Source organism: Sphingopyxis witflariensis (assembly GCF_002205635.1).
Taxonomy (GTDB): Bacteria; Pseudomonadota; Alphaproteobacteria; order Sphingomonadales; family Sphingomonadaceae; genus Sphingopyxis; species Sphingopyxis witflariensis.
The window spans coordinates 312,224-329,939 of the sequence record NZ_NISJ01000002.1 but is presented as its reverse complement, the minus strand read 5'-3'; the positions used below and the strand labels follow the sequence as shown (position 1 = coordinate 329,939).

Below are 17,716 nucleotides of genomic sequence, written 5' to 3'. Positions count from 1 at the left end.
GCACGACTAGCCGCAATGGGCCGACAGGCTGTGATTGCGATTACAGACATAGGTAAAATCCGGACCGTCGCCCCCGCTGAGGCGACGCGGAGCTTCGACGTATTTTCAGCGCGTCAGCATCGGTCCGAGCGGCCCACCGGCGAACAGATGGACATGGAGGTGCGGGACTTCCTGGTGGCTGTCGGGGCCGACATTGGCTAGCAGGCGATAGCCGGGAACGACAAGGCCGTTGTCGCGCGCGACCTGCCCGACCGCGCGGACGAAACCCGCAATTTCGGTATCGCTTCCGCGCTCCGAAAAATCGTCCCAGCTGACATAGGCGCCCTTGGGGATCACCAAAATGTGCAGCGGTGCCTGCGGGTTGATGTCGTGGAAGGCGAGGGCGTGGTCGTCCTCATAAACCTTCTTGCACGGCAGTTCGCCGCGCAGGATGCGCGCGAAGATATTGCTGTCGTCATAGGGGAGGGTCGCGTCGATCGCCATGATGGCTCCTGTGGCTGACGGCTGGATTAAGAACGGCTGGCTTTTTCGGCATGGCCCGAGGTGCCGTGGCGCCGGTCGATTTCGGCGGCGACGTCGGCCCAGGCGATGCCGCGTTCGGCGAGCAGTACGGTGAGGTGGAAGATCAGGTCGCTGGCTTCGCCGATCAGCGCGGGATCGTCTTCGCTCATTGCGGCGATGAGGGTTTCGACCGCTTCTTCGCCGAATTTCTGTGCGATCTTGCCGCGGCCCTTGGCGGCGAGGCTCGCGACATAGGACGCCTCGACCGTGCCCGCCGCGAGCCGGTCGTGGACGACGGCCTCGAGCCGTCCCAATGCTTCGCCGATCGCCATGCTCATTCCGCCTGTCCCTTCGCCCGCGTGCCTAGCGTCGGTAAGCGGCGGCGACAAGAGCACTGGACAAGCGCAGGATGCTCTGGTCGAAGGACGCGCATGCCCGACGTCAAACTCCATCCCGACTGGCTCGCACGCATTGGCGGCGAGTTTGAACAGCCCTATATGGCGGCATTGAAGCAGTTTCTCGGCGACGAGCGCGCGAAGGGCAAGGCGATTTATCCGCGTCCGCGCGACTGGTTCTCCGCGCTCGATGCGACGCCGCCGCAGGGCGTGCGCGTCGTCATTTTGGGGCAGGATCCCTATCATGGGCCGGGGCAGGCGCATGGCCTGTGCTTTTCGGTACAGCCAGGGATCCGCGTGCCGCCGAGCCTCGTCAACATCTACAAGGAAATGCAGAGCGACCTTGGCATATCGCGGGCGTCGCACGGCTATCTCGCGCACTGGGCCGAACAGGGCGTGTTGCTGCTCAACAATGTGCTGACCGTCGAGGCGGGGCAGGCGGCATCGCATAAGGGCAAGGGGTGGGAGACGTTCACCGACGCAGTGGTGGCGTCGGTTGCCGCCGATCCGGCGCCCAAGGTGTTCATTCTGTGGGGCAGCCACGCCCAGAAGAAGGCGGCGCGCGTTGCGGCCTTGGGGGCGGGCAGCCCGCACCTGATCCTGCGCGCGCCGCACCCGTCGCCCCTGTCGGCGCACAACGGCTTTTTCGGGTCGCGGCCGTTCAGCCAGGCCAATGATTTCCTCGAGGCGCATGGCCGCGGCGCCATCGACTGGCGATTGCCCGACGCGCCCGGCCCGCTTTCAGCCGAATGAGTCTGCTCGCCGACCCGGTGACGCTCGCCGTCGTTGCGCTCGCGGTCGTCCTGCTCGGGCTGGCGAAGGGCGGATTGTCGGGGGTGGGCGCGCTCGCAACCCCGCTCGTCGCGCTGGTATTGCCGCCGACGATCGCCGCGGCGCTGCTGCTGCCGATATTGATCGTGCAGGATGTCGTCAGCGTCTGGTCGTTCCGCAAGACATGGGATGGCTGGGTCGTCGCATGGATGCTTCCCGGCGCTGCGGTCGGTATCGCCGCGGGCTATTTTTACGCCGAGCAGGTCGACGAGGCGAAGCTTATGGCGGCCTTGGGCGCGATCACGCTGGCGTTCGGCGTCTACCGGCTGTGGGTCGAACGCGGCGGACGCATCGTGGCGGCGTCGACATCGCCCGGCTGGATCGGCACCTTGTTTGGCGCGCTCACCGGCTTTACCAGCCAGATTGCCCACGCCGGCGGCCCACCGTTCCAGATGTGGGTGACGCCGCGCCGCTTGCCGCATCTGGTGTTCGTCGGCACCAGCTCGATCCTGTTCGCGATGATCAACTGGATGAAGGTGCCTGCCTATCTCGCGCTCGGCGCCTTTCCGCACGAGGTGATCGTCGCCGCGCTGTTGCTGATGCCGCTCGCGATTGGTTCGACCTTGCTGACGGTGCGCCTGCTCAAGCGGATGGATGGCGCGCGTTTCTATGTCGTGATCTATATCCTGATGGTGCTGCTCGGCGCCAAGCTGCTTTGGGACGGGCTCGCTGGATGAGCGCGGGAAGTGGGCGACGCGGGCGGGTAAAGCGCCTAGGCTGGCCCGTGACGGGCACAGGCGTCCGTCGCTTCCAAGGTATTGATCATGGCCAAGGGCCAAAAGAAAACCAGTCGCGAAATCCGAAAACCCAAGGCGGAAAAGCCCAAAAAGCCCAACGCCAGCAACCCGTCGACCAAGGCGGGCGTGGTCTCTGGCCTCGACAATATGAAGAAATAATCCGGCCGGTGCTGCGATGACCGCGCCCACCATATTGGTCGACGCCGACGCCTGCCCCGTAAAGGACGAGATTTATCGCGTCGCATGGCGGCACGAAGTCACGGTGAAGGTGGTCAGCAACAGCCGGCTGCGCGTCCCCGACCACCCGCTGATCGAGCGGGTGGTCGTGTCGGACGGCTTTGACGCTGCCGACGACTGGATCGCGGAAGCCGCCGACGCGCGCAGCATCGTCATTACCTCTGACATATTGCTTGCCGACCGCGCGTTGAAGGCGGGAGCGACGGTGCTGGGTCCCAATGGCAAGCCCTTCACCATGGCATCGATCGGCCCGGCGATCGCGACGCGCGCGATCATGGCCGACCTGCGCGCCGGAGGCGACCAGATCGGCGGGCCGCCGCCTTTTGCAAAGGCCGATCGCTCGCAATTTTTGCAGGCGCTCGACGGCGCACTGGTCCGAATCAAGCGCGGATAGCGATTTTCTCTCTTCTTCTTTTAAATATTTGTGCGTTTTTTCCGGCCGAGTGATCATGATCACCGCCGCGTTCGGCTGTGCCCGGCATAGGCAGTGCAGCGGACATGGCCGGAATGGTGAAAAACAAATCCGGTGCAGGTCCTGATCGGCCTGTTGGCAATCGCGGTGCAGAAGGCCCGCGAAGCCGCTGTGCGCTTCTGATCGGCGCAAGGCGATTTTGAAACCCGGACCGGCCCACGAAACCGGTTCGGAGCCAGCCCTTCCGCCCCGGCGACCCTGGCGGGAGGGCTGGTTTTTTTTTGAAGCTGCGGCCGCTCTTTCGGCGCAACGCTGGATGATCGCCCACGCGATGTCTGTCAAACGCCACGATGGGATTGTCCGAAGCGGGCGCGGCGCCATGTCAGAAAATCTAATAGCGGGTCTTGGTGTGAGGCGATGTTCGACCGCTGAAATCTGCTTGGCGCGGATTTTGGTGACCCCTACGGGCACCCGACCTCTGTAGCAAGGTATTGATTATAGCTTGGTATTTTTACCAAGCCGGAATGGCATACCATCAGAAATGCCATTCGTCCACCGGGATGACTTGGGCTGAAATGACATCGGGAGTGGGCGGAGAAGTGGCAGCTTTGCGCCTCATGCACGAACTTGCTCCGCGTCCGCGGGACTGGCGCCTCGACTGAGACGACGGATGATTACACGGCCGTTGAGTAAGGCCGCGCAGTAGGCCGATCATGGAGCTCCTTCAACGAAGAGGAGCATGTCATGTCTACCGTTACGACCGACGTCTCGATCACCCCGCTTCGCCAGCGTATGCAGCACGATATGATGATGCGCGGTCTGGGTCAGCACACCCAGCAGGACTATATCCGCCACGCCCGACGCTTCGCCGCATTCCTTGAACGCCCGCCCGATACGGCAACGGCGGAGGATATTCGGCGCTTTCAGTTGTACCAGCACGAGCGCGGCGTGAGCGCAACGACCATCAACGGTGCCGTATCGGCATTGCGTTTCCTGTTCGCCGCGACGCTCGGGCGGCGGGATCTGGCGCGATCGCTGGTGATCATCCGCTATCGACGCAAGCTGCCCGACGTGCTCAGCGTCGAGGAAGCGGCACGGCTTCTCGAAGCGGCGGCGGGGATCAAGTACAAAGCCGCACTCGGCGTTGCCTATGGCGCGGGCCTGCGCGTGTCGGAGGTCGCTCACCTCAAGGTCGACGATATCGACAGCACCCGCATGCTGATCCGCGTCGAACAGGGCAAGGGACGCAAGGATCGCAATGCCATGCTCTCGCCGCAGCTTCTGGAGCTGCTTCGGATGTGGTGGCGCGAAGGCAAGCGGCGTAGCGTCATGCTACCCCATGGCTGGCTGTTCCCTGGGCGCAGCTATACCGACCCGATCTCGACACGGCAGTTGCATCGCGCGGTCCAGGAGGCCGCCGAGGTCGCCGGCATCCGCAAGCGCGTCAGCCCGCACACTTTGCGCCACAGCTTCGCGACGCACCTGCTCGAGCAGGACGTCGATATCTGCGTGATCCAGGTCCTGCTCGGCCACAGCAAGCTCGATACGACTGCGCTCTACACCAAGGTGTCGACCCGCACGATCCACGCGGTTACAGGCCCGCTCGACAGACTGATGGCCTTGATGGCGGCCAAGGCGCCGCCCAGCTGAGCCGGTGCGCACCTCGCTCGAGGTCGCCGATATCTTCCGCAGCGCTGGTCCCGCCTATCGACGGGATCATGCCGGGCACCTCCGCCTCCAGCAGCTCAAGGTCATGTCGGCGATCGAGCATTGCCGCACGGCGGCGCTCGGCGGTCACGTCGAGGCCTGCGGACATGGCGCATCGCCTATAACAGTTGCCGCAACCGACATTGCCCCAAGTGCCAGGGTGCGGCCGCACGGACCTGGCTCGAAGCGCGCGAGGCCGACCTTCTCCCGGTTGGCTATTTCCATGTCGTGTTCACGCTGCCCGCCGAGGTCGCGTTCCACAACGAGGCCGCGGTCTATGATCTCCTGTTCCGGGCGGCATCGGCGACGATGCTGACCATAGCCGCTGACCCCAGGCATCTCGGCGCCCGGATCGGTATCACCGCCGTGCTGCACACATGGGGATCCGCGATGATGCATCATCCGCATGTGCATATGATCGTGCCCGGCGGCGGCATCGGCCCCGGTGGGAAGCGCTGGATATCTTCACGACCCGCGTTCTTGCTGCCGGTGCGCGTACTGGGACGGCTGTTCCGTCGCCTGTTCCTGACCCGGTTGCTGGCGCTATACGATGCCCGGCGTCTCAGCTTTTTTGGGACGATGGCTCCGCTCGCCGAACGACGGACATTCCTTCGCCACCTGTCGCCGGCCCGGAAGAAGAACTGGGTCGTCTATGCCAAGCCCCCGTTCGCAGGGCCCGAGGCCGTACTCGCCTATCTGTCGCGCTACACCCACCGGGTCGCCATCTCGAACCGGCGGCTGCTCGCGTTCGACGATGCCGGCGTGACTTTGCGCTACAAGGATTACCGCCGTGACGGCGCCGACCGCCAACGCGTCATGACGCTTAGCGCCGACGAGTTTATCCGCCGCTTCCTGCTCCACGTCCTGCCGTGCGGGTTCCACCGCATACGCCATTAAGGCCTGCTCGCCGGCTCCGCCCGCAAGGCCAGTCTCGCACTCGCCCGCGAGCTACTCGATGTCGCGCCAGATCCCGAGGATGCGCCGATCGATGAGCCGACCGATCCGGCTACACCATGCCCGTGCTGCGGCGGCAACATGATCGTTATCGAGGTGTTCGCACGATGGCGCCAGTCTCGCGCTCCACCGAGCGCCGCCGCTCCGATCCGGAAGATCGCGCCATGATCCGGCATGGCTCATCCGCAAGAATGACCGCGCGACGCCAGCGCTGGCCAACGGGCCGTCCTGCGCCAGTCACATCAGCGGGATGCGGCTCGCGCGTTAGAACCGGCAAAATCATCGTTTCACATCCCAAAGAATATGCCCGAACCTGCCAGTGTTATCATCGCTGCGCCGGTCTCGGAAACGCGGGCAGCAGGTTCCCGACCACACCAAAGTACAAATCCCCATAGCTTGGTTCTGAAGCCCACGCGGGTTCCTGCATGAGAGGCTTTCGTACGCTCACGCGCCCGAAACCCTTCACCATACTGGCCATCCATGGGGGCTCGTGATGCACCGAAAAGCAGACCTTCGATGATCAGCACGGGTTTGCGAATTTTTGCGGCATTCCGGGATAGCTATGGACGAGGATGGAATCAGGACCGAACTTAGCGATGGGCTTAGGACGACTTCTAACCAGGCACCCTGGGTTTATCCGCACTTACGTCTCCCCGCCTCCATAACCAGCGATCGCGGAATCCGGTGCCCTCCTGCTCGTAATAAGCGCAGATGGCGTCGAGGTTCTTGTTCGTTTCCGGGTTTCCTTTCTGGCCGCGCCTCTTGGCTTCCCACTCCGCTCGCGCTGAGGTGAGGAGCTTCAGGAGTCGCAGCGGAACGGCTTCCTGTGTCGCCCGGAGCTTCTGCGCGTAGACGCCGGTTACAACGTAGGGGCGCCGTCGTTCTTGCCGTAAACTGTGCACTGTGAATTCCACAGCGCGTGCGGGAGCCACTTTCCGAACTCCTTGTGATGGTGGTCTATGCCGGGCCCACATACGCCGGAATCCAGGCGGTGGTCGACGACCGTATGCGGGCCTTTGCGTCCGCGATAACGCTCTTTTGCCTCGCGAGCGTTGGGATAGCGACCGGCACCTTCCTCGCTGGCCTGCTGTCGGACCAACTTGCTGCCACGCATGGCGCCAATTCGCTTCGTATTGCGCTGATAATCCTTACACCCTATCATCCGCATGGTTGGCCGTTCACTATTTCATCGCTGCGCATCATCTGGGTAAGCAGGATGATGGGTCGGGGCACACGCCAATTCTCTGAAGCGCCGGTCCTCTGCGAAAGCTTCGTCTTGCTCTGAGGTCGAACGATTCGTTTCAGCTGCGTTCAAACTGCCCCGGCCGCACAAAAGATGTAAATCAGCTGAGGGCTACGTCGCATCGCCGCTTGCGAGATGCGGCTGTCTGGCGCATTCGCCACCGCGGCCAGACCCAGTCGCGACAGACATGGAGTCCGCTGATCCCTATCCGGGCTGCATCGAGCCTTCCACCATGTCCCAGAATGCCCGCCCTTCACGGCTCAGGTCGCTACGTCGCCGCAAGAGGGAAAACGGGACGGCCTGCGGCGCAGCAAACGGAATCCGGACGATCTGATCCGACGATTTGCTCTCATTGCCGAAATCGAAGAAGGCTGCGACGGTAGCATCGCACGCCATCTCGTCGGGCGGCCCCTCCGCCATTTCCGGCATCTCCGCGAAGCGCTCAGCATGTGCGACGATGGGACGGTACAAATCATCCCAAAGACGCGGGTTGAGACGCCTCGTGAAGACCTGAATCGTAAGTGTGCCGAGATCCGCCGCATTGAGCGTACGGCGCTGCGCCAGAGGATTTTCGGCGGACATCGTTAGCGCCAGCCCAAAGCGGCGCAGTTCCAGTGCTTCAAAGATGTTTTCGTCAAAGCGACCCATCATGAAACTGAGATCGATATCGCGCTCCCTTAGCCTGTCGATCAGCGCCAGACTCCAGCCCGTTTCAAGTTCCACGCTTGTCCCAGGATGATGCGCGGTGAACCGCTCGATCGTCTCCCGGCGCTCGGCGATCATTTTCGTATAGGGTGCTGCGCCTAGGCGCAGCACGTCGCCGCCTTCCCGCCGAAGCCGAACCGCGAGGGAATTGGCCGCCGATGTTGCCGCGGCGACCGATTGCGCCGCCGCGAACAACGCACTGCCGCGGGGAGTAAGCGCCACGCTTCGCGTTGTTCGGTCAAAAACTGCAAAGCCGAGCAGCGCCTCCAGCCGACGGATGCGCGTCGAAAGCCACGGTTGCGCTATCCGCAGGCGCTGTGCGGCACGCGCGAAGGACTCCTCCTCCGCAACAGCGGCAAATTCTATGATGAGGCGGGGGTCGATGGGCATGATGCTCTCTGATAAAGACGATTTTCGGCATAGTCTCGTTCTAATTCGGATTGGATTTTTCTCTCGATCAGGCCGAAGCTGATTACGCTAGAAGCTACAGTAGCGAGCCAAAAATCAAAGCTTGGGAGACTTCAATGGATGCGTCAAAGCCCTGCAATTTCCACGAACCTCACGAAGCCGTAAACGGATGAGTGATATCGCCGCCCGCGTCGCCGCATTCGACCTTGATCGCGAACTCGCCATACTCGGCGATGTTTTCGGGCCGCTCAATGCAGCAGTGATCTGCTGCGATCGTCATTCGCAGGATGGCGAGCGCTTGGCGCTCAGGTACCGCGATGCCCGCGGCGGAACGGCTTATTGGACCTTTGCTGCGCTCAGGGATGAATCCGTCCGCCTGGCAAGCTTGCTTCAGTCAATTGGTGTGAGAAAGGGAGACCGCGTTGCTGGCCTGCTTCCCCGAACACCGGCATTGCTAATCACTGTGCTCGCCGTCTGGCGACTTGGTGCGGTGTACCAGCCGCTGTTCACCGCGTTCGGGCCAAAGGCAATCGAATATCGACTCGTCGAGGCGAATACCAAGGTCGTGGTCACGAACGGAGCGAACCGGTCAAAGATCGAGGGTCCGACCGGCATTGCGATAGTCAATACCGAACCGTCACCGGGCGACTTTGATTTCTGGAGCGCGTCTGGGTCGGCTGTGGCGGTGGAACCAGCCCAGTGCGGGCTGGACGATCCTTTTCTGATCATGTTCACATCGGGTACAACCGGCGCGCCCAAGCCCTTGCTTGTACCGATTAAGGCAATTGCCGCGTTCGTCGGCTACATGCGCGACGGCATTGGCTTGGAAGCGTCGGACCGCTTTTGGAACGTAGCCGATCCAGGCTGGGCCTATGGCCTCTACTATGCCATTGTCGGCCCTCTGGCGCTCGGAATCGCGACGACATTTTATGACGGGCCATTCACCGCCGCCAGCACCTACGAGACTGTCGAGGCGTTCGATATCAACAATTTGGCAGGAGCTCCGACAGCGTATCGTCTTCTGATGGGGGAGGGCGCCGCTGCTGCGTCCGCAGTCAAGGGACGGTTGCGCGCTGTGAGCAGCGCCGGCGAACCTCTTAACCCGGAGATCATCCGATGGTTCGACGCCCACCTAGCCGCGCCTATATTCGATCATTATGGGCAGACGGAGCTCGGCATGGTGTTATGCAACCATCACGGGATCGGCCATCCCGTGCATGTCGGTGCGGCCGGATTCGCGTCACCCGGTCACCGGCTCGCCATTCTCTCGGACGAGCAGGTTGAGTTGGGTGTTGGTGTCCCCGGGATGCTTGCGTTGGATCGATCGCAGTCCCCGCTCGCCTGGTTTGCCGGTTATCACGGACGCGAGACCTCGGCTTTCGTCGGCAAATGGTACCTCACGGGCGACACATGTGAGATCAATGAGGACGGCAGCATTTCATTCGTGGGCCGGTCCGACGACGTCATCACTACTTCGGGATATCGAGTTGGGCCCTTCGATGTTGAAAGCGCTCTGATTGAGCATGAAGCCGTGCTGGAGTCCGCTGTTATCGGCAAGCCAGACCCGAACCGTACAGAGATTATTAAGGCATTTGTCGTGCTTGGCGAAGGTCATGCGTCCAGCGACGCGCTGGCAGCGGAACTGCAGGCTCACGTGAAGGCGCGGCTGTCAGCGCATGCCTTTCCGCGCGAGATCGAATTCGTTGCCGCACTGCCCAAGACGCCAAGCGGCAAGGTTCAGCGCTTCCTTCTCCGCAATCAGGAGATGGCGGCCCAAGCTGAGCGGGCTGGTTGAGCTGGCTGTCGGGGGGATCGGAGCCGTTCACCGGGTTTGTCGATCCTCGGTTGGCGGCTGTCAGCACCCACGCGCTCCCTATTCGGTTGACTTCTCTTATATTCGTTGCGCAGGTGCCGCTTTTAGAGCGTCCCCGTGGCGTGGCGACGGCGCGTCCTTGTCGAGGTCGACAATGCTGCCTGCATCAAGCGGCAGCATGCGTATCGCCTCGCGGGCAGCCGCTTCAGTGCGAGGCGTGCGGCCCATACTCGACGGTGGGGCCGCGGACAGCAATGCTCGTTCGATGCCGCTAGTCCAGCGGAACGTCGGATTGCGCTTATCGCTAGCGTTCCGCTGTTTATATCAACCTTCCGTATTGTTCCGCCTCATGTGGTCGCTAGGGTCAGGACTCATTGATCAGAGCCAGAAGATGATGGTGGCGGCGAGGGCGACGGCGGAGAAGAAGGCCTTCGGGCACCGATCGTAGCGTGTGGCGACGCGCCGCCAGTCTTTGAGGCGACCGAACATGATCTCGATGCGGTTGCGGCGTTTGTAGCGGCGCTTGTCGTATTTGACGGTTTTGTTCCGTATTTTCCGGCCCGGGATGCAGGGGGTGATGCCCTTTTCCTGCAAGGCGTCGCGGAACCAGTCGGCGTCATAGCCCCGGTCGGCGAGCATCCATTGCGCTTTGGGCAGACTGTCGAGCAAAGCGGCCGCGCCCGTGTAATCGCTGACCTGCCCGGCGGTCATGAAGAAGCTGATCGGGCGGCCATTTGCATCGGTTACGGCATGAAGCTTGGTGTTCATACCGCCCTTCGTGCGGCCGATCAGGCGTCCCGGACCCCCTTTTTTACCCCAAGGCTGGACGCCGTGCGGTGAGCCTTGAGATAGGTCGCGTCAATCATGATCGTCTTGCGATCGGCAGCCTGAGGTGTCGCCAGGCCTTCCATCATGCGGACAAAGATGCCCTTGTCGCTCCACCGCTTCCAGCGATTGTAGAGCGTCTTTGCCGGGCCATACTCTCTCGGCGCATCGCGCCACCTCAGCCCATTGCGGTTGACGAAGATGATGCCGCTCAAAACCCGCCGGTCATCAACCCGCTTGCGGCCGTGGCTCTTCGGAAAATAGGGCTGAAGCCGAGCCATCTGCTCGTCCGTCAGCCAATACAAATCACTCATCCTTCAGGCTCCTCAACGCGAGCCTGAATCACAGCCGTCACATCAAATCAATGGGTCCTGACCCTAGCCTATTAAACGGCGCTCTGGCCCTTCGCGCCACGAGATTGCCGATTCCGGCAATTGAGTCAAAATCCATCGTCGCCGAGAAACCGCCCAACGAATTGGAGGATGCGATGGGTTTTTGGGGAGGGGGTTGCGGCACGGGGCTCGTCGGCGCAATGTTGTGCGCGGTGGGGTCCGGGGACGCGGCGGCGCAAGAGACGCTCCCCGCTCAGGACGGAGTCGCGCAAACTACACCAATAACCAAGGGAGGTTCTTCCGACCTCGGCAGCGGTGGTGGCACGCTTGAAGCAGCCGCGCCGACTGCAACCGGCGGCGAAGGGCAAGTGCAGATATATCCGCGCAGCTTCTTCGATCCTTACAAGCCGCAGAATGCGGAGGATATGTTGCGCCGCGTCCCGGGTGTGGCCGCGATTCTTGATACCGCGACGGCAGGGGCGACAACCCAGGCGCGAGGTCTGGGGTCGGGCGGCGATCAGATATTGATCGGCGGCCGGCGGCTCGCGGCCAAGAACCAGATCGTTCAGATGCTGCGGCGCCTATCTGCTGCCAGCGTCGAACGGGTCGAACTCATACGAGGGACTTCGGAAGGGATCGAGGTGCTCAGCGAGGGCCTGATCGTCAACATCGTGATGGTGCCCGGAAAGTCAAATTCGGGCGGGTCGGGTAATCTTGAGGCTAATTTTCGGTTCGGCGATCAGGGATATGCGGCACTCGATGGACTATTGTCTTATTCGGGGTCATTTGGACAATTTAGCTACACATTTGGTGCCGAGCGGAACGCGTGGACGCCTATTGGGCTGACCCCCACGGGCGGGACGAATGATTGGTCGCGACGTTTTCGTGACGAGATCTATTATTATCCGGACGGAAGCGTGCAGGAAAAGCGACCACAGCGTTGGTCTCGTTCGCATAACAAGGCCATCTATACCACCAATCTGGGCTATGACTGGGGAGGGGGAGACCAGATAAAGTTTAACGCGCTGTACCAACCTCTTCGCGTGCTGGAGATCGACGAGACTCCGTTCATTCGCTACGCGAGCAACGGATCGACGGGCGCGATGGGTGATGAACTCCATCAAAGGGACAACCGCGCTAAGCTGCTCGACCTCGGGGCGGATTTTCAGAAGCGCCTTCTCGGGGGTTCGCTCAACGTCATCCTGATCCGGACGCGCACGGAGCAAGACCTGACCGATGTCCGGAATCGTCAAATCGGGGCGCGCTATGTTGAGGTAGGCAAGAGCGTCAGTAGCCAGAACAAGGGCGAGGACATCATTCGCGCTAGCTATAGCCGTGCACTTAACTCTGGCATGGATTTGACGGTCGGCGTCGAGGGCGCCAAAAATTTCCTCGACCAGCAACTCGACACTTTTTTCGATACTGACGGTGACGACCGGCTGGAGTTAATCCCGTTTCCTGAAAGTTTTGCCGACATCCGCGAGAAGCGCGGGGAAATCTTCGCCATCCATAGCTGGAAATTAACATCAGAGCTGTCGATGGAAACATCGCTGAATTACGAAGTGTCCTCGATATCGACGAACTTCAGCTTCGTTCCGCAGCATACTTATCGATTCTTCAAGCCCCGTCTGGACGTAAGATACAACCTTACTCCCCAGGATTTGTTCCGGTTCAAGGTTGAAAGGACGATCAGCCAGCTGGATTTCCAGAACTTCATCCCGATCTACAATCCGGTCGACAACCGGGTCGATGCCGGCAACGCCGAGATTCAGCCTGAGAAGACCTGGATATTCGAAGCGGCTTATGAACGGCGGCTGTTGGGCGACAACGGCTCGATTGAGGTCAGGCTTTTTTATCGCGATATCAGCGATCATATCAGCCGCGGGCCATTCGCCATATCGTCCGGCGGGCGCATCACCTCGGCCCCTATCAACATCGACAAGGCACGGCATTACGGAGGTGAGATCAAAGGCGCCATTCGCCTTGATATGATTGGGCTACGGGATGCGCAGATCAACGCGCGATATGTTCGTCAGTTTTCGAACGTGATCGACCCCTTCACAAGCCTCAACCGGAAAATGAAAGATCCGTACGATTCGGAATTCAACATCGGCTACCGTCAGGACCTGACACGCCTGGGTATGGCTTTCGGTGCGAACTATATCGACACGTCTGGCGATCAGATTACGAGCGATGTCCGCAACGTCGAATATTTCTCGCGCGGCCCTCGGGTCGATGCCTTTGTCGAAAAAAGTTTGCCGGCAGGCTTCACCGTGCGGTTCGAGGCCCACAATATAAATCGGTCGCCAGAATATAAGAGCCGCGATCTCTTCGTCGATTCTCAATCAGAGGGGACCCTGCTGCGCCGCGAATATTATCGTGAACGTCGGGAAAGGCGCTATGCTCTGAAACTGCGCAAGTCGTTTTGATGGTCTTTGCGCCGACGACCTTCAGCGATGTCTGAGCTTTTGCGCGGGACAGTGTCCTGCAGGCAGTCGCGATGTTGCGGCTGGCATGTCGGAGTATTTGTCGGAAACCATGCATAATGGGCGCCTTTTGCCATAAAGTTGCGACAAAGTCGTGATGATCAGCTGCATTGGGAATCGCGTTTGCGACAGCAAACACCGGTGTTTCAAGCACAGGGGACATTTCATGCGCTACGTCTCCACATTGCTCGTGATGCTGCTCCTTGCCATCGCCGGGGCAAGCCCGAGTTCGGCCCAAACGATGTATTCGGAAAATGTCGAGGTTGCGCTCGTCCCGATGCACCAATGGGCCGCCCCCGGGCCTCCTCCAGGCTGACGGCTATGCTGGATATGAGAAGCTCTATCAGGGCAGCCACATCCCCGAGGTCGCCTGCTGGGCCCACTTCCGCCGCAAGATTTTCGAGAACCACCAAACGATCCCGACGATGCTCACACCGACCTGCTGGATCGACCGAGCGCTCCGGCAAGCTTCGGTGGAGGGTCACAAATGTACTCCGCGGTTCGTTGGGTGTCCCTGCGACGGTTCAGGCAAAAGGCGCAGCGGCAAGGCGTACCCCAGGCAAGTGGAAACCGGCTCCGATGGAAAAAGCGAAAATTAGGGCAGGCGTCACGACGAAGGTTCGTATCTTGGACGCCGCCGAGAGCCTTTTTTCGCAATTTGGCTATGCTGCGGTCACTACGCGTCAGATAGCACAAAAAGCCAAAGTTGTTCTCAGCGCGCTCCCGTATTACTTCGGCTCGAAACGTGAAATATTGAGGCAGATTCTTGATCGGTACATGCGGCCGATGCAGATCGAGCGCGCTCGTCTTTACGAGGTCGTCACTGCAGAACGTCTCGAAGGTCAGGCGCTCGTGCGCCGCATTTTGGAAGCGTTGCTGGTCCCCGCTTTCGGGGCAACACAACAGCATCGCGTCTATTTCTGTCTAATGGGGATCATGTCAACAGACCCTAACCCCGAAGTACGAGAACTTCTCAATGAAGTGATGGGGATGTACCCTACCGGGATTCCGGCCGGGTTCAGAGAAGCTGTGCCCGGCCTCACGGATGTTGAATTCTACCGGCGCTTTTACTGCGTTATCGGCGCGATGATCTACGTGCAGCTCGATACCGGACGCATGGCATATGTAACTGGCAACGCGTTGGATTTTTCAGCACCACAGGAGAATTTAGATCTCATGGTCAATTTTTTCCTTGCTGGCTTGTGTGCGCCAGCTTCGAAGCAGGTAATCTTTTTTGTTTGCGTCGATTGCGACCCTGCCGCGCAACGTTAGCTTAAATATTGATCCTGATGTGCCCATGGGCCGACTGTAGCGCGGCAAGATCTCCGGGGCGATTGTCTTGCTAGCGATAGGAGATGAGGCTCCCGACGAGTTGGCGAAGCCGCTGTCGGGTCGTTTGAAGAGGGCAGCCGATCTCGCCAATCTCCGCGCCGATTTCGTCGACAGACTGCCCAAATTTTCGAGCGGAATGATCGGGCGCACGGAGTTGCGCGGCAATGTGTAAAGGAACGCAATCTTATGACTGACAGTATTGTGTGTGGTGATAAGGACACTGCGCTGATTGAAATGACGATCGGCGGTTTCTTCGATCAGACCGTCGCACGCGATCCCGAGGGTGAGGCGCTCGTAGTTCAGCACCAGTCAGTGCGTTGGACATGGAGCGAGCTCAAGGCACGCGTCGATGCGGTCGCAGCAGGTCTGCTGGAGCGCGGACTCGAGCCCGGCGACCGGGTCGGCATCTGGGCTCCCAATTGTGCCGAATGGGTAATTGTCCAATTCGCAACGGCCAAGGCGGGGCTGATCCTCGTCAACATCAATCCCGCATATCGCATCACCGAACTCGATTATGCGCTGAACAAGGTTGGCTGCTCGGCGCTGATCCTCGCTCCGGCGCACAAGGGCAGCGATTATGTCGCGATGGTCGGCGAGCTGGCGCCCGAGCTTGCAGCGTCAACGCCGGGTAGACTCAATTCAGCGCGCTTGCCCGATCTCCGCCTCGTCGTAGTGCTAGGCGAGGCGGAGCATGCAGGCTGCCTGCCCTTTGCGGCGCTTGCCAGCGACGACATATCGACACTTTTGAGCATTGAGATCGATCCCCACATGGCGGCGAATATCCAGTTCACTAGTGGAACGACGGGCTTTCCAAAAGGCGCGACACTGTCGCATCGAAGCATCCTCAACAACGGCACGTTAGTCGGCGCAGGGATCGGACTTTCGAATGTCGACCGCGTGTGCATTCCGGTGCCCCTGTATCATTGCTTTGGGATGGTGATGGGCAATTTGGCGTGCATGGTTCACGGCGCGACGATGGTGTATCCGGCCGCAGCCTTTGAGCCGCTGGCTGTGCTTGAGGCGGTCGAAGCCGAGCACTGTACTGCGCTCTACGGCGTGCCCACTATGTTCATCGCGATCCTCCAGTACCCCGAGTTCGACCGTTTTAACCTGTCATCGTTGCGAACTGGTATTATGGCGGGGTCACCTTGCCCGATGGCAGTGATGCGCGAGGTGATTGAGCGAATGCACATGGAGGCGGTCACTATCGCCTATGGGATGACCGAAACCAGCCCGGTCAGTTTCCAAAGCGCGACCGATGACCCGCTCGACCTGCGTGTTTCTACGGTCGGCCGCGTCCAGCCGCATCTGGAAGTCAAGTTGATCGACGGTGCCGGCAATACCGTTCCGCGCGGAGAGACAGGCGAGCTTTGCACGCGCGGCTATTCTGTAATGCTGGGTTATTGGGACGATGCCGAACGAACCGCCGAGGCGATCGACGCCGAAGGCTGGATGCACACCGGCGATCTGGCTACGATTGATGCGGACGGCTACTGCCGTATTGTCGGCCGCATAAAGGATATGATTATTCGTGGCGGAGAGAATATTTACCCGCGCGAGATCGAGGAATTTCTACTGACTCATCCGGGTATTGCTGATGTTCAGGGGGTGGGCATTCCTGACGCGAAATACGGGGAGGAATTATGTGTATGGATCATCCCGCGGTCCGATGTGGAGCTTAGCGAAGACGAGATCCGCACGCATTGTCGTGGCCGCATCTCCCATTACAAAATTCCGAGGCATATTCTGTTCGTTGACGGCTTTCCGATGACCGTGACGGGAAAGGTCCAAAAGTTTGCGATGCGCGAGCGTATGTTGGAACTTTTGGGATCGGCGTCGGCCGTTGAACAAGCGATTGGCGGATGATGCCACAGATGGAGCTTCGACGAGGAATGGGGGCACCCATGGCCTAAACTATAATGCGCTCGGCCGCTGACCGCTCATTGTGCAATATATTCGTCGCGTCGGCCCCGTAATAACATGGGTTATCGAATTTTCATTTCCGGAGCTGACGCCCGACGGAGCAGCGCGCGCTGTTATCGGCCGAGACGGTGCCATTGGGCAGCTCGGGGAAGGCTAAGCGACCGGGGGATTCACTGATCCGTGACGGATGCGCTATGCTCGATCTCGATCGTGCACCGCACTGCCTTTTTCCTCCTCGCCGCGCTCTTTTCGCAGGCGGCGATTACATCACGATTTTGATGTCGCATTTCGGCGGCAGCGGCGATGGCCCGATACGCTTCGGGGCTGCCCGCACGCATTATCCGGACGCCCGCCTCCCAGACTGTGGGTCCGCCAGCGACATGGGCCGCCATTCTCTCCGGGACATGCCAACTCTCGGGCAGCGCCCGTGCGAAGGCGCCAGGCAGAATGGCCCACAGTAGGCATCCGGCGAGCAGCCCACCGCCTCCCGCCCAAATGATGTAGCCGCGCTGCTTAGCGATGGTGGTGGCTGTTCCGAGCAAGACCTCCAACCGATATGCCGCCTGATCGTGTTTCTGCTGAGCATCGGTTAGCGTTGTCCGGTCCGTCCGCCGTGCCTCCGTTGCCGCGGCTGCCATACGTGTCGCCATATCCTCCGGCGTGATCAGCATCGCGGGCTTCTCCTCAATCGCGCCAAGTCGCTTACTCATTTCCCCAAGCGTGAGGGTGTAATCGGGAGCATCGTTCTTCACTTTCCCGGTGGTAAGCTGCCCGACTGCGCGCCGCATCAGCGCGATTTCGCCTTCGAGGCGTGAGAACGCTGCGGCTGCGGGATCCTGATCGTCGCTGGTCCGGACATCTTTACCCATGATTTC

The 17,716-nt window shown here is 60.6% G+C and carries 16 protein-coding genes and 2 pseudogenes; 13 read left to right on the top strand and 5 right to left on the bottom strand.

Going from position 1 to position 17,716, the window contains the following annotated elements:
* Positions 1 to 105: 105 nt before the first annotated feature.
* The gene (locus CDQ91_RS05580; RefSeq protein WP_088471719.1) at positions 106 to 483 is read right to left on the bottom strand and encodes a histidine triad nucleotide-binding protein; all 378 of its coding nucleotides are present in this window, start codon (positions 481 to 483) and stop codon (positions 106 to 108) included.
* A gap of 26 nt (positions 484 to 509) precedes the next feature.
* The gene (locus tag CDQ91_RS05575) at positions 510 to 827 is read right to left on the bottom strand and encodes a phosphoribosyl-ATP diphosphatase (protein ID WP_473825197.1); all 318 of its coding nucleotides are present in this window, start codon (positions 825 to 827) and stop codon (positions 510 to 512) included.
* Positions 828 to 932: 105 nt separating this feature from the next.
* Here CDQ91_RS05575 and ung point away from each other — a divergent pair, with 105 nt between their 5' ends.
* The 7 genes and pseudogenes from ung (at position 933) to CDQ91_RS05540 (ending at position 7,059) form a co-directional block, all read left to right on the top strand.
* Positions 933 to 1,649 (top strand): uracil-DNA glycosylase, encoded by a 717-nt coding sequence (gene ung, locus CDQ91_RS05570; RefSeq protein WP_088471718.1) that lies wholly within the window; start codon positions 933 to 935, stop codon positions 1,647 to 1,649.
* Positions 1,646 to 2,404 (top strand): sulfite exporter TauE/SafE family protein, encoded by a 759-nt coding sequence (locus CDQ91_RS05565; protein WP_088471717.1) that lies wholly within the window; start codon positions 1,646 to 1,648, stop codon positions 2,402 to 2,404. The genes ung and CDQ91_RS05565 overlap by 4 nt, the downstream gene beginning before the upstream one ends.
* Positions 2,405 to 2,491: 87 nt before the next feature.
* The gene (locus CDQ91_RS21855) at positions 2,492 to 2,623 is read left to right on the top strand and encodes a hypothetical protein (RefSeq protein ID WP_272897606.1); all 132 of its coding nucleotides are present in this window, start codon (positions 2,492 to 2,494) and stop codon (positions 2,621 to 2,623) included.
* Between the two features lie 16 nt (positions 2,624 to 2,639).
* Positions 2,640 to 3,095: a YaiI/YqxD family protein gene (locus tag CDQ91_RS05560; RefSeq protein ID WP_088471716.1), complete on the top strand. Its 456-nt coding sequence runs from the start codon at positions 2,640 to 2,642 to the stop codon at positions 3,093 to 3,095.
* Positions 3,096 to 3,857: 762 nt separating this feature from the next.
* A complete protein-coding gene (locus CDQ91_RS05555) occupies positions 3,858 to 4,763 on the top strand; it encodes a tyrosine-type recombinase/integrase (protein WP_088471715.1) in 906 nt (301 codons plus the stop codon).
* Positions 4,764 to 4,767: 4 nt separating this feature from the next.
* Positions 4,768 to 5,942 (top strand): annotated as a pseudogene (locus tag CDQ91_RS05550) (IS91 family transposase).
* A 778-nt stretch (positions 5,943 to 6,720) separates the two neighbouring features.
* A complete protein-coding gene (locus CDQ91_RS05540; protein WP_144036697.1) occupies positions 6,721 to 7,059 on the top strand; it encodes an MFS transporter in 339 nt (112 codons plus the stop codon).
* 162 nt (positions 7,060 to 7,221) lie between these two features.
* On the opposite strand, the gene CDQ91_RS05535 is transcribed toward CDQ91_RS05540, so the two are convergent.
* Entirely contained in the window at positions 7,222 to 8,112 is an 891-nt protein-coding gene (locus CDQ91_RS05535; protein ID WP_088471712.1) for a LysR family transcriptional regulator, read from the bottom strand.
* Between the two features lie 187 nt (positions 8,113 to 8,299).
* On the opposite strand from CDQ91_RS05535, the gene CDQ91_RS05530 reads away from it, so the two are divergent.
* Positions 8,300 to 9,925, top strand: coding sequence for an AMP-binding protein (locus CDQ91_RS05530; RefSeq protein ID WP_088471711.1), 1,626 nt, complete (start codon positions 8,300 to 8,302; stop codon positions 9,923 to 9,925).
* Between the two features lie 396 nt (positions 9,926 to 10,321).
* Here the strand turns inward: CDQ91_RS05530 and CDQ91_RS05525 are convergent.
* Positions 10,322 to 11,082 (bottom strand): IS5 family transposase gene (locus tag CDQ91_RS05525; RefSeq protein ID WP_088471710.1). Its coding sequence is split into 2 segments (ribosomal slippage): positions 10,322 to 10,758 and positions 10,758 to 11,082, totalling 762 coding nucleotides; the frame shifts between segments, so codons are not numbered across the junction.
* Between the two features lie 104 nt (positions 11,083 to 11,186).
* On the opposite strand from CDQ91_RS05525, the gene CDQ91_RS05520 reads away from it, so the two are divergent.
* From CDQ91_RS05520 to CDQ91_RS05505, 5 genes and pseudogenes are all read left to right on the top strand, one after another.
* Positions 11,187 to 13,529 carry a TonB-dependent receptor plug domain-containing protein gene (locus CDQ91_RS05520; RefSeq protein WP_158213622.1) on the top strand — a complete coding sequence of 781 codons (2,343 nt, stop codon included), beginning with the start codon at positions 11,187 to 11,189 and terminating at the stop codon, positions 13,527 to 13,529.
* Positions 13,530 to 13,752: 223 nt separating this feature from the next.
* Entirely contained in the window at positions 13,753 to 13,902 is a 150-nt protein-coding gene (locus CDQ91_RS21390) for a hypothetical protein (RefSeq protein WP_162290832.1), read from the top strand.
* Positions 13,886 to 14,020 (top strand): annotated as a pseudogene (locus CDQ91_RS22120) (IS66 family transposase); the annotation flags it as partial. The gene CDQ91_RS21390 and the pseudogene CDQ91_RS22120, both read left to right, overlap by 17 nt.
* A gap of 145 nt (positions 14,021 to 14,165) precedes the next feature.
* Positions 14,166 to 14,858, top strand: a complete 693-nt coding sequence (locus tag CDQ91_RS05510) for a TetR/AcrR family transcriptional regulator (RefSeq protein ID WP_088471708.1) — start codon at positions 14,166 to 14,168, stop codon at positions 14,856 to 14,858.
* A 246-nt stretch (positions 14,859 to 15,104) separates the two neighbouring features.
* Positions 15,105 to 16,784, top strand: coding sequence for an AMP-binding protein (locus CDQ91_RS05505; RefSeq protein WP_088471707.1), 1,680 nt, complete (start codon positions 15,105 to 15,107; stop codon positions 16,782 to 16,784).
* Between the two features lie 227 nt (positions 16,785 to 17,011).
* Here the strand turns inward: CDQ91_RS05505 and CDQ91_RS05500 are convergent, their stop codons facing one another.
* Positions 17,012 to 17,710, bottom strand: a complete 699-nt coding sequence (locus tag CDQ91_RS05500) for a DUF6118 family protein (RefSeq protein WP_088471706.1) — start codon at positions 17,708 to 17,710, stop codon at positions 17,012 to 17,014.
* Between the last annotated feature and the right edge of the window lie 6 nt (positions 17,711 to 17,716).

Bases quoted from the DNA above. Each gene is read 5' to 3' on its own strand.
- CDQ91_RS05505 (WP_088471707.1), top strand. From the start codon at position 15,105: ATGACTGACAGTATTGTGTGTGGTGATAAGGACACTGCGCTGATTGAA.
- CDQ91_RS05510 (WP_088471708.1), top strand. From the start codon at position 14,166: ATGGAAAAAGCGAAAATTAGGGCAGGCGTCACGACGAAGGTTCGTATC.
- CDQ91_RS05530 (WP_088471711.1), top strand. From the start codon at position 8,300: ATGAGTGATATCGCCGCCCGCGTCGCCGCATTCGACCTTGATCGCGAA.
- CDQ91_RS05500 (WP_088471706.1), bottom strand. From the start codon at position 17,710: ATGGGTAAAGATGTCCGGACCAGCGACGATCAGGATCCCGCAGCCGCA.
- CDQ91_RS21390 (WP_162290832.1), top strand. From the start codon at position 13,753: ATGCGCTACGTCTCCACATTGCTCGTGATGCTGCTCCTTGCCATCGCC.
- CDQ91_RS05555 (WP_088471715.1), top strand. From the start codon at position 3,858: ATGTCTACCGTTACGACCGACGTCTCGATCACCCCGCTTCGCCAGCGT.
- CDQ91_RS21855 (WP_272897606.1), top strand. From the start codon at position 2,492: ATGGCCAAGGGCCAAAAGAAAACCAGTCGCGAAATCCGAAAACCCAAG.
- ung (WP_088471718.1), top strand. From the start codon at position 933: ATGCCCGACGTCAAACTCCATCCCGACTGGCTCGCACGCATTGGCGGC.
- CDQ91_RS05565 (WP_088471717.1), top strand. From the start codon at position 1,646: ATGAGTCTGCTCGCCGACCCGGTGACGCTCGCCGTCGTTGCGCTCGCG.
- CDQ91_RS05560 (WP_088471716.1), top strand. From the start codon at position 2,640: ATGACCGCGCCCACCATATTGGTCGACGCCGACGCCTGCCCCGTAAAG.
- CDQ91_RS05535 (WP_088471712.1), bottom strand. From the start codon at position 8,112: ATGCCCATCGACCCCCGCCTCATCATAGAATTTGCCGCTGTTGCGGAG.
- CDQ91_RS05580 (WP_088471719.1), bottom strand. From the start codon at position 483: ATGGCGATCGACGCGACCCTCCCCTATGACGACAGCAATATCTTCGCG.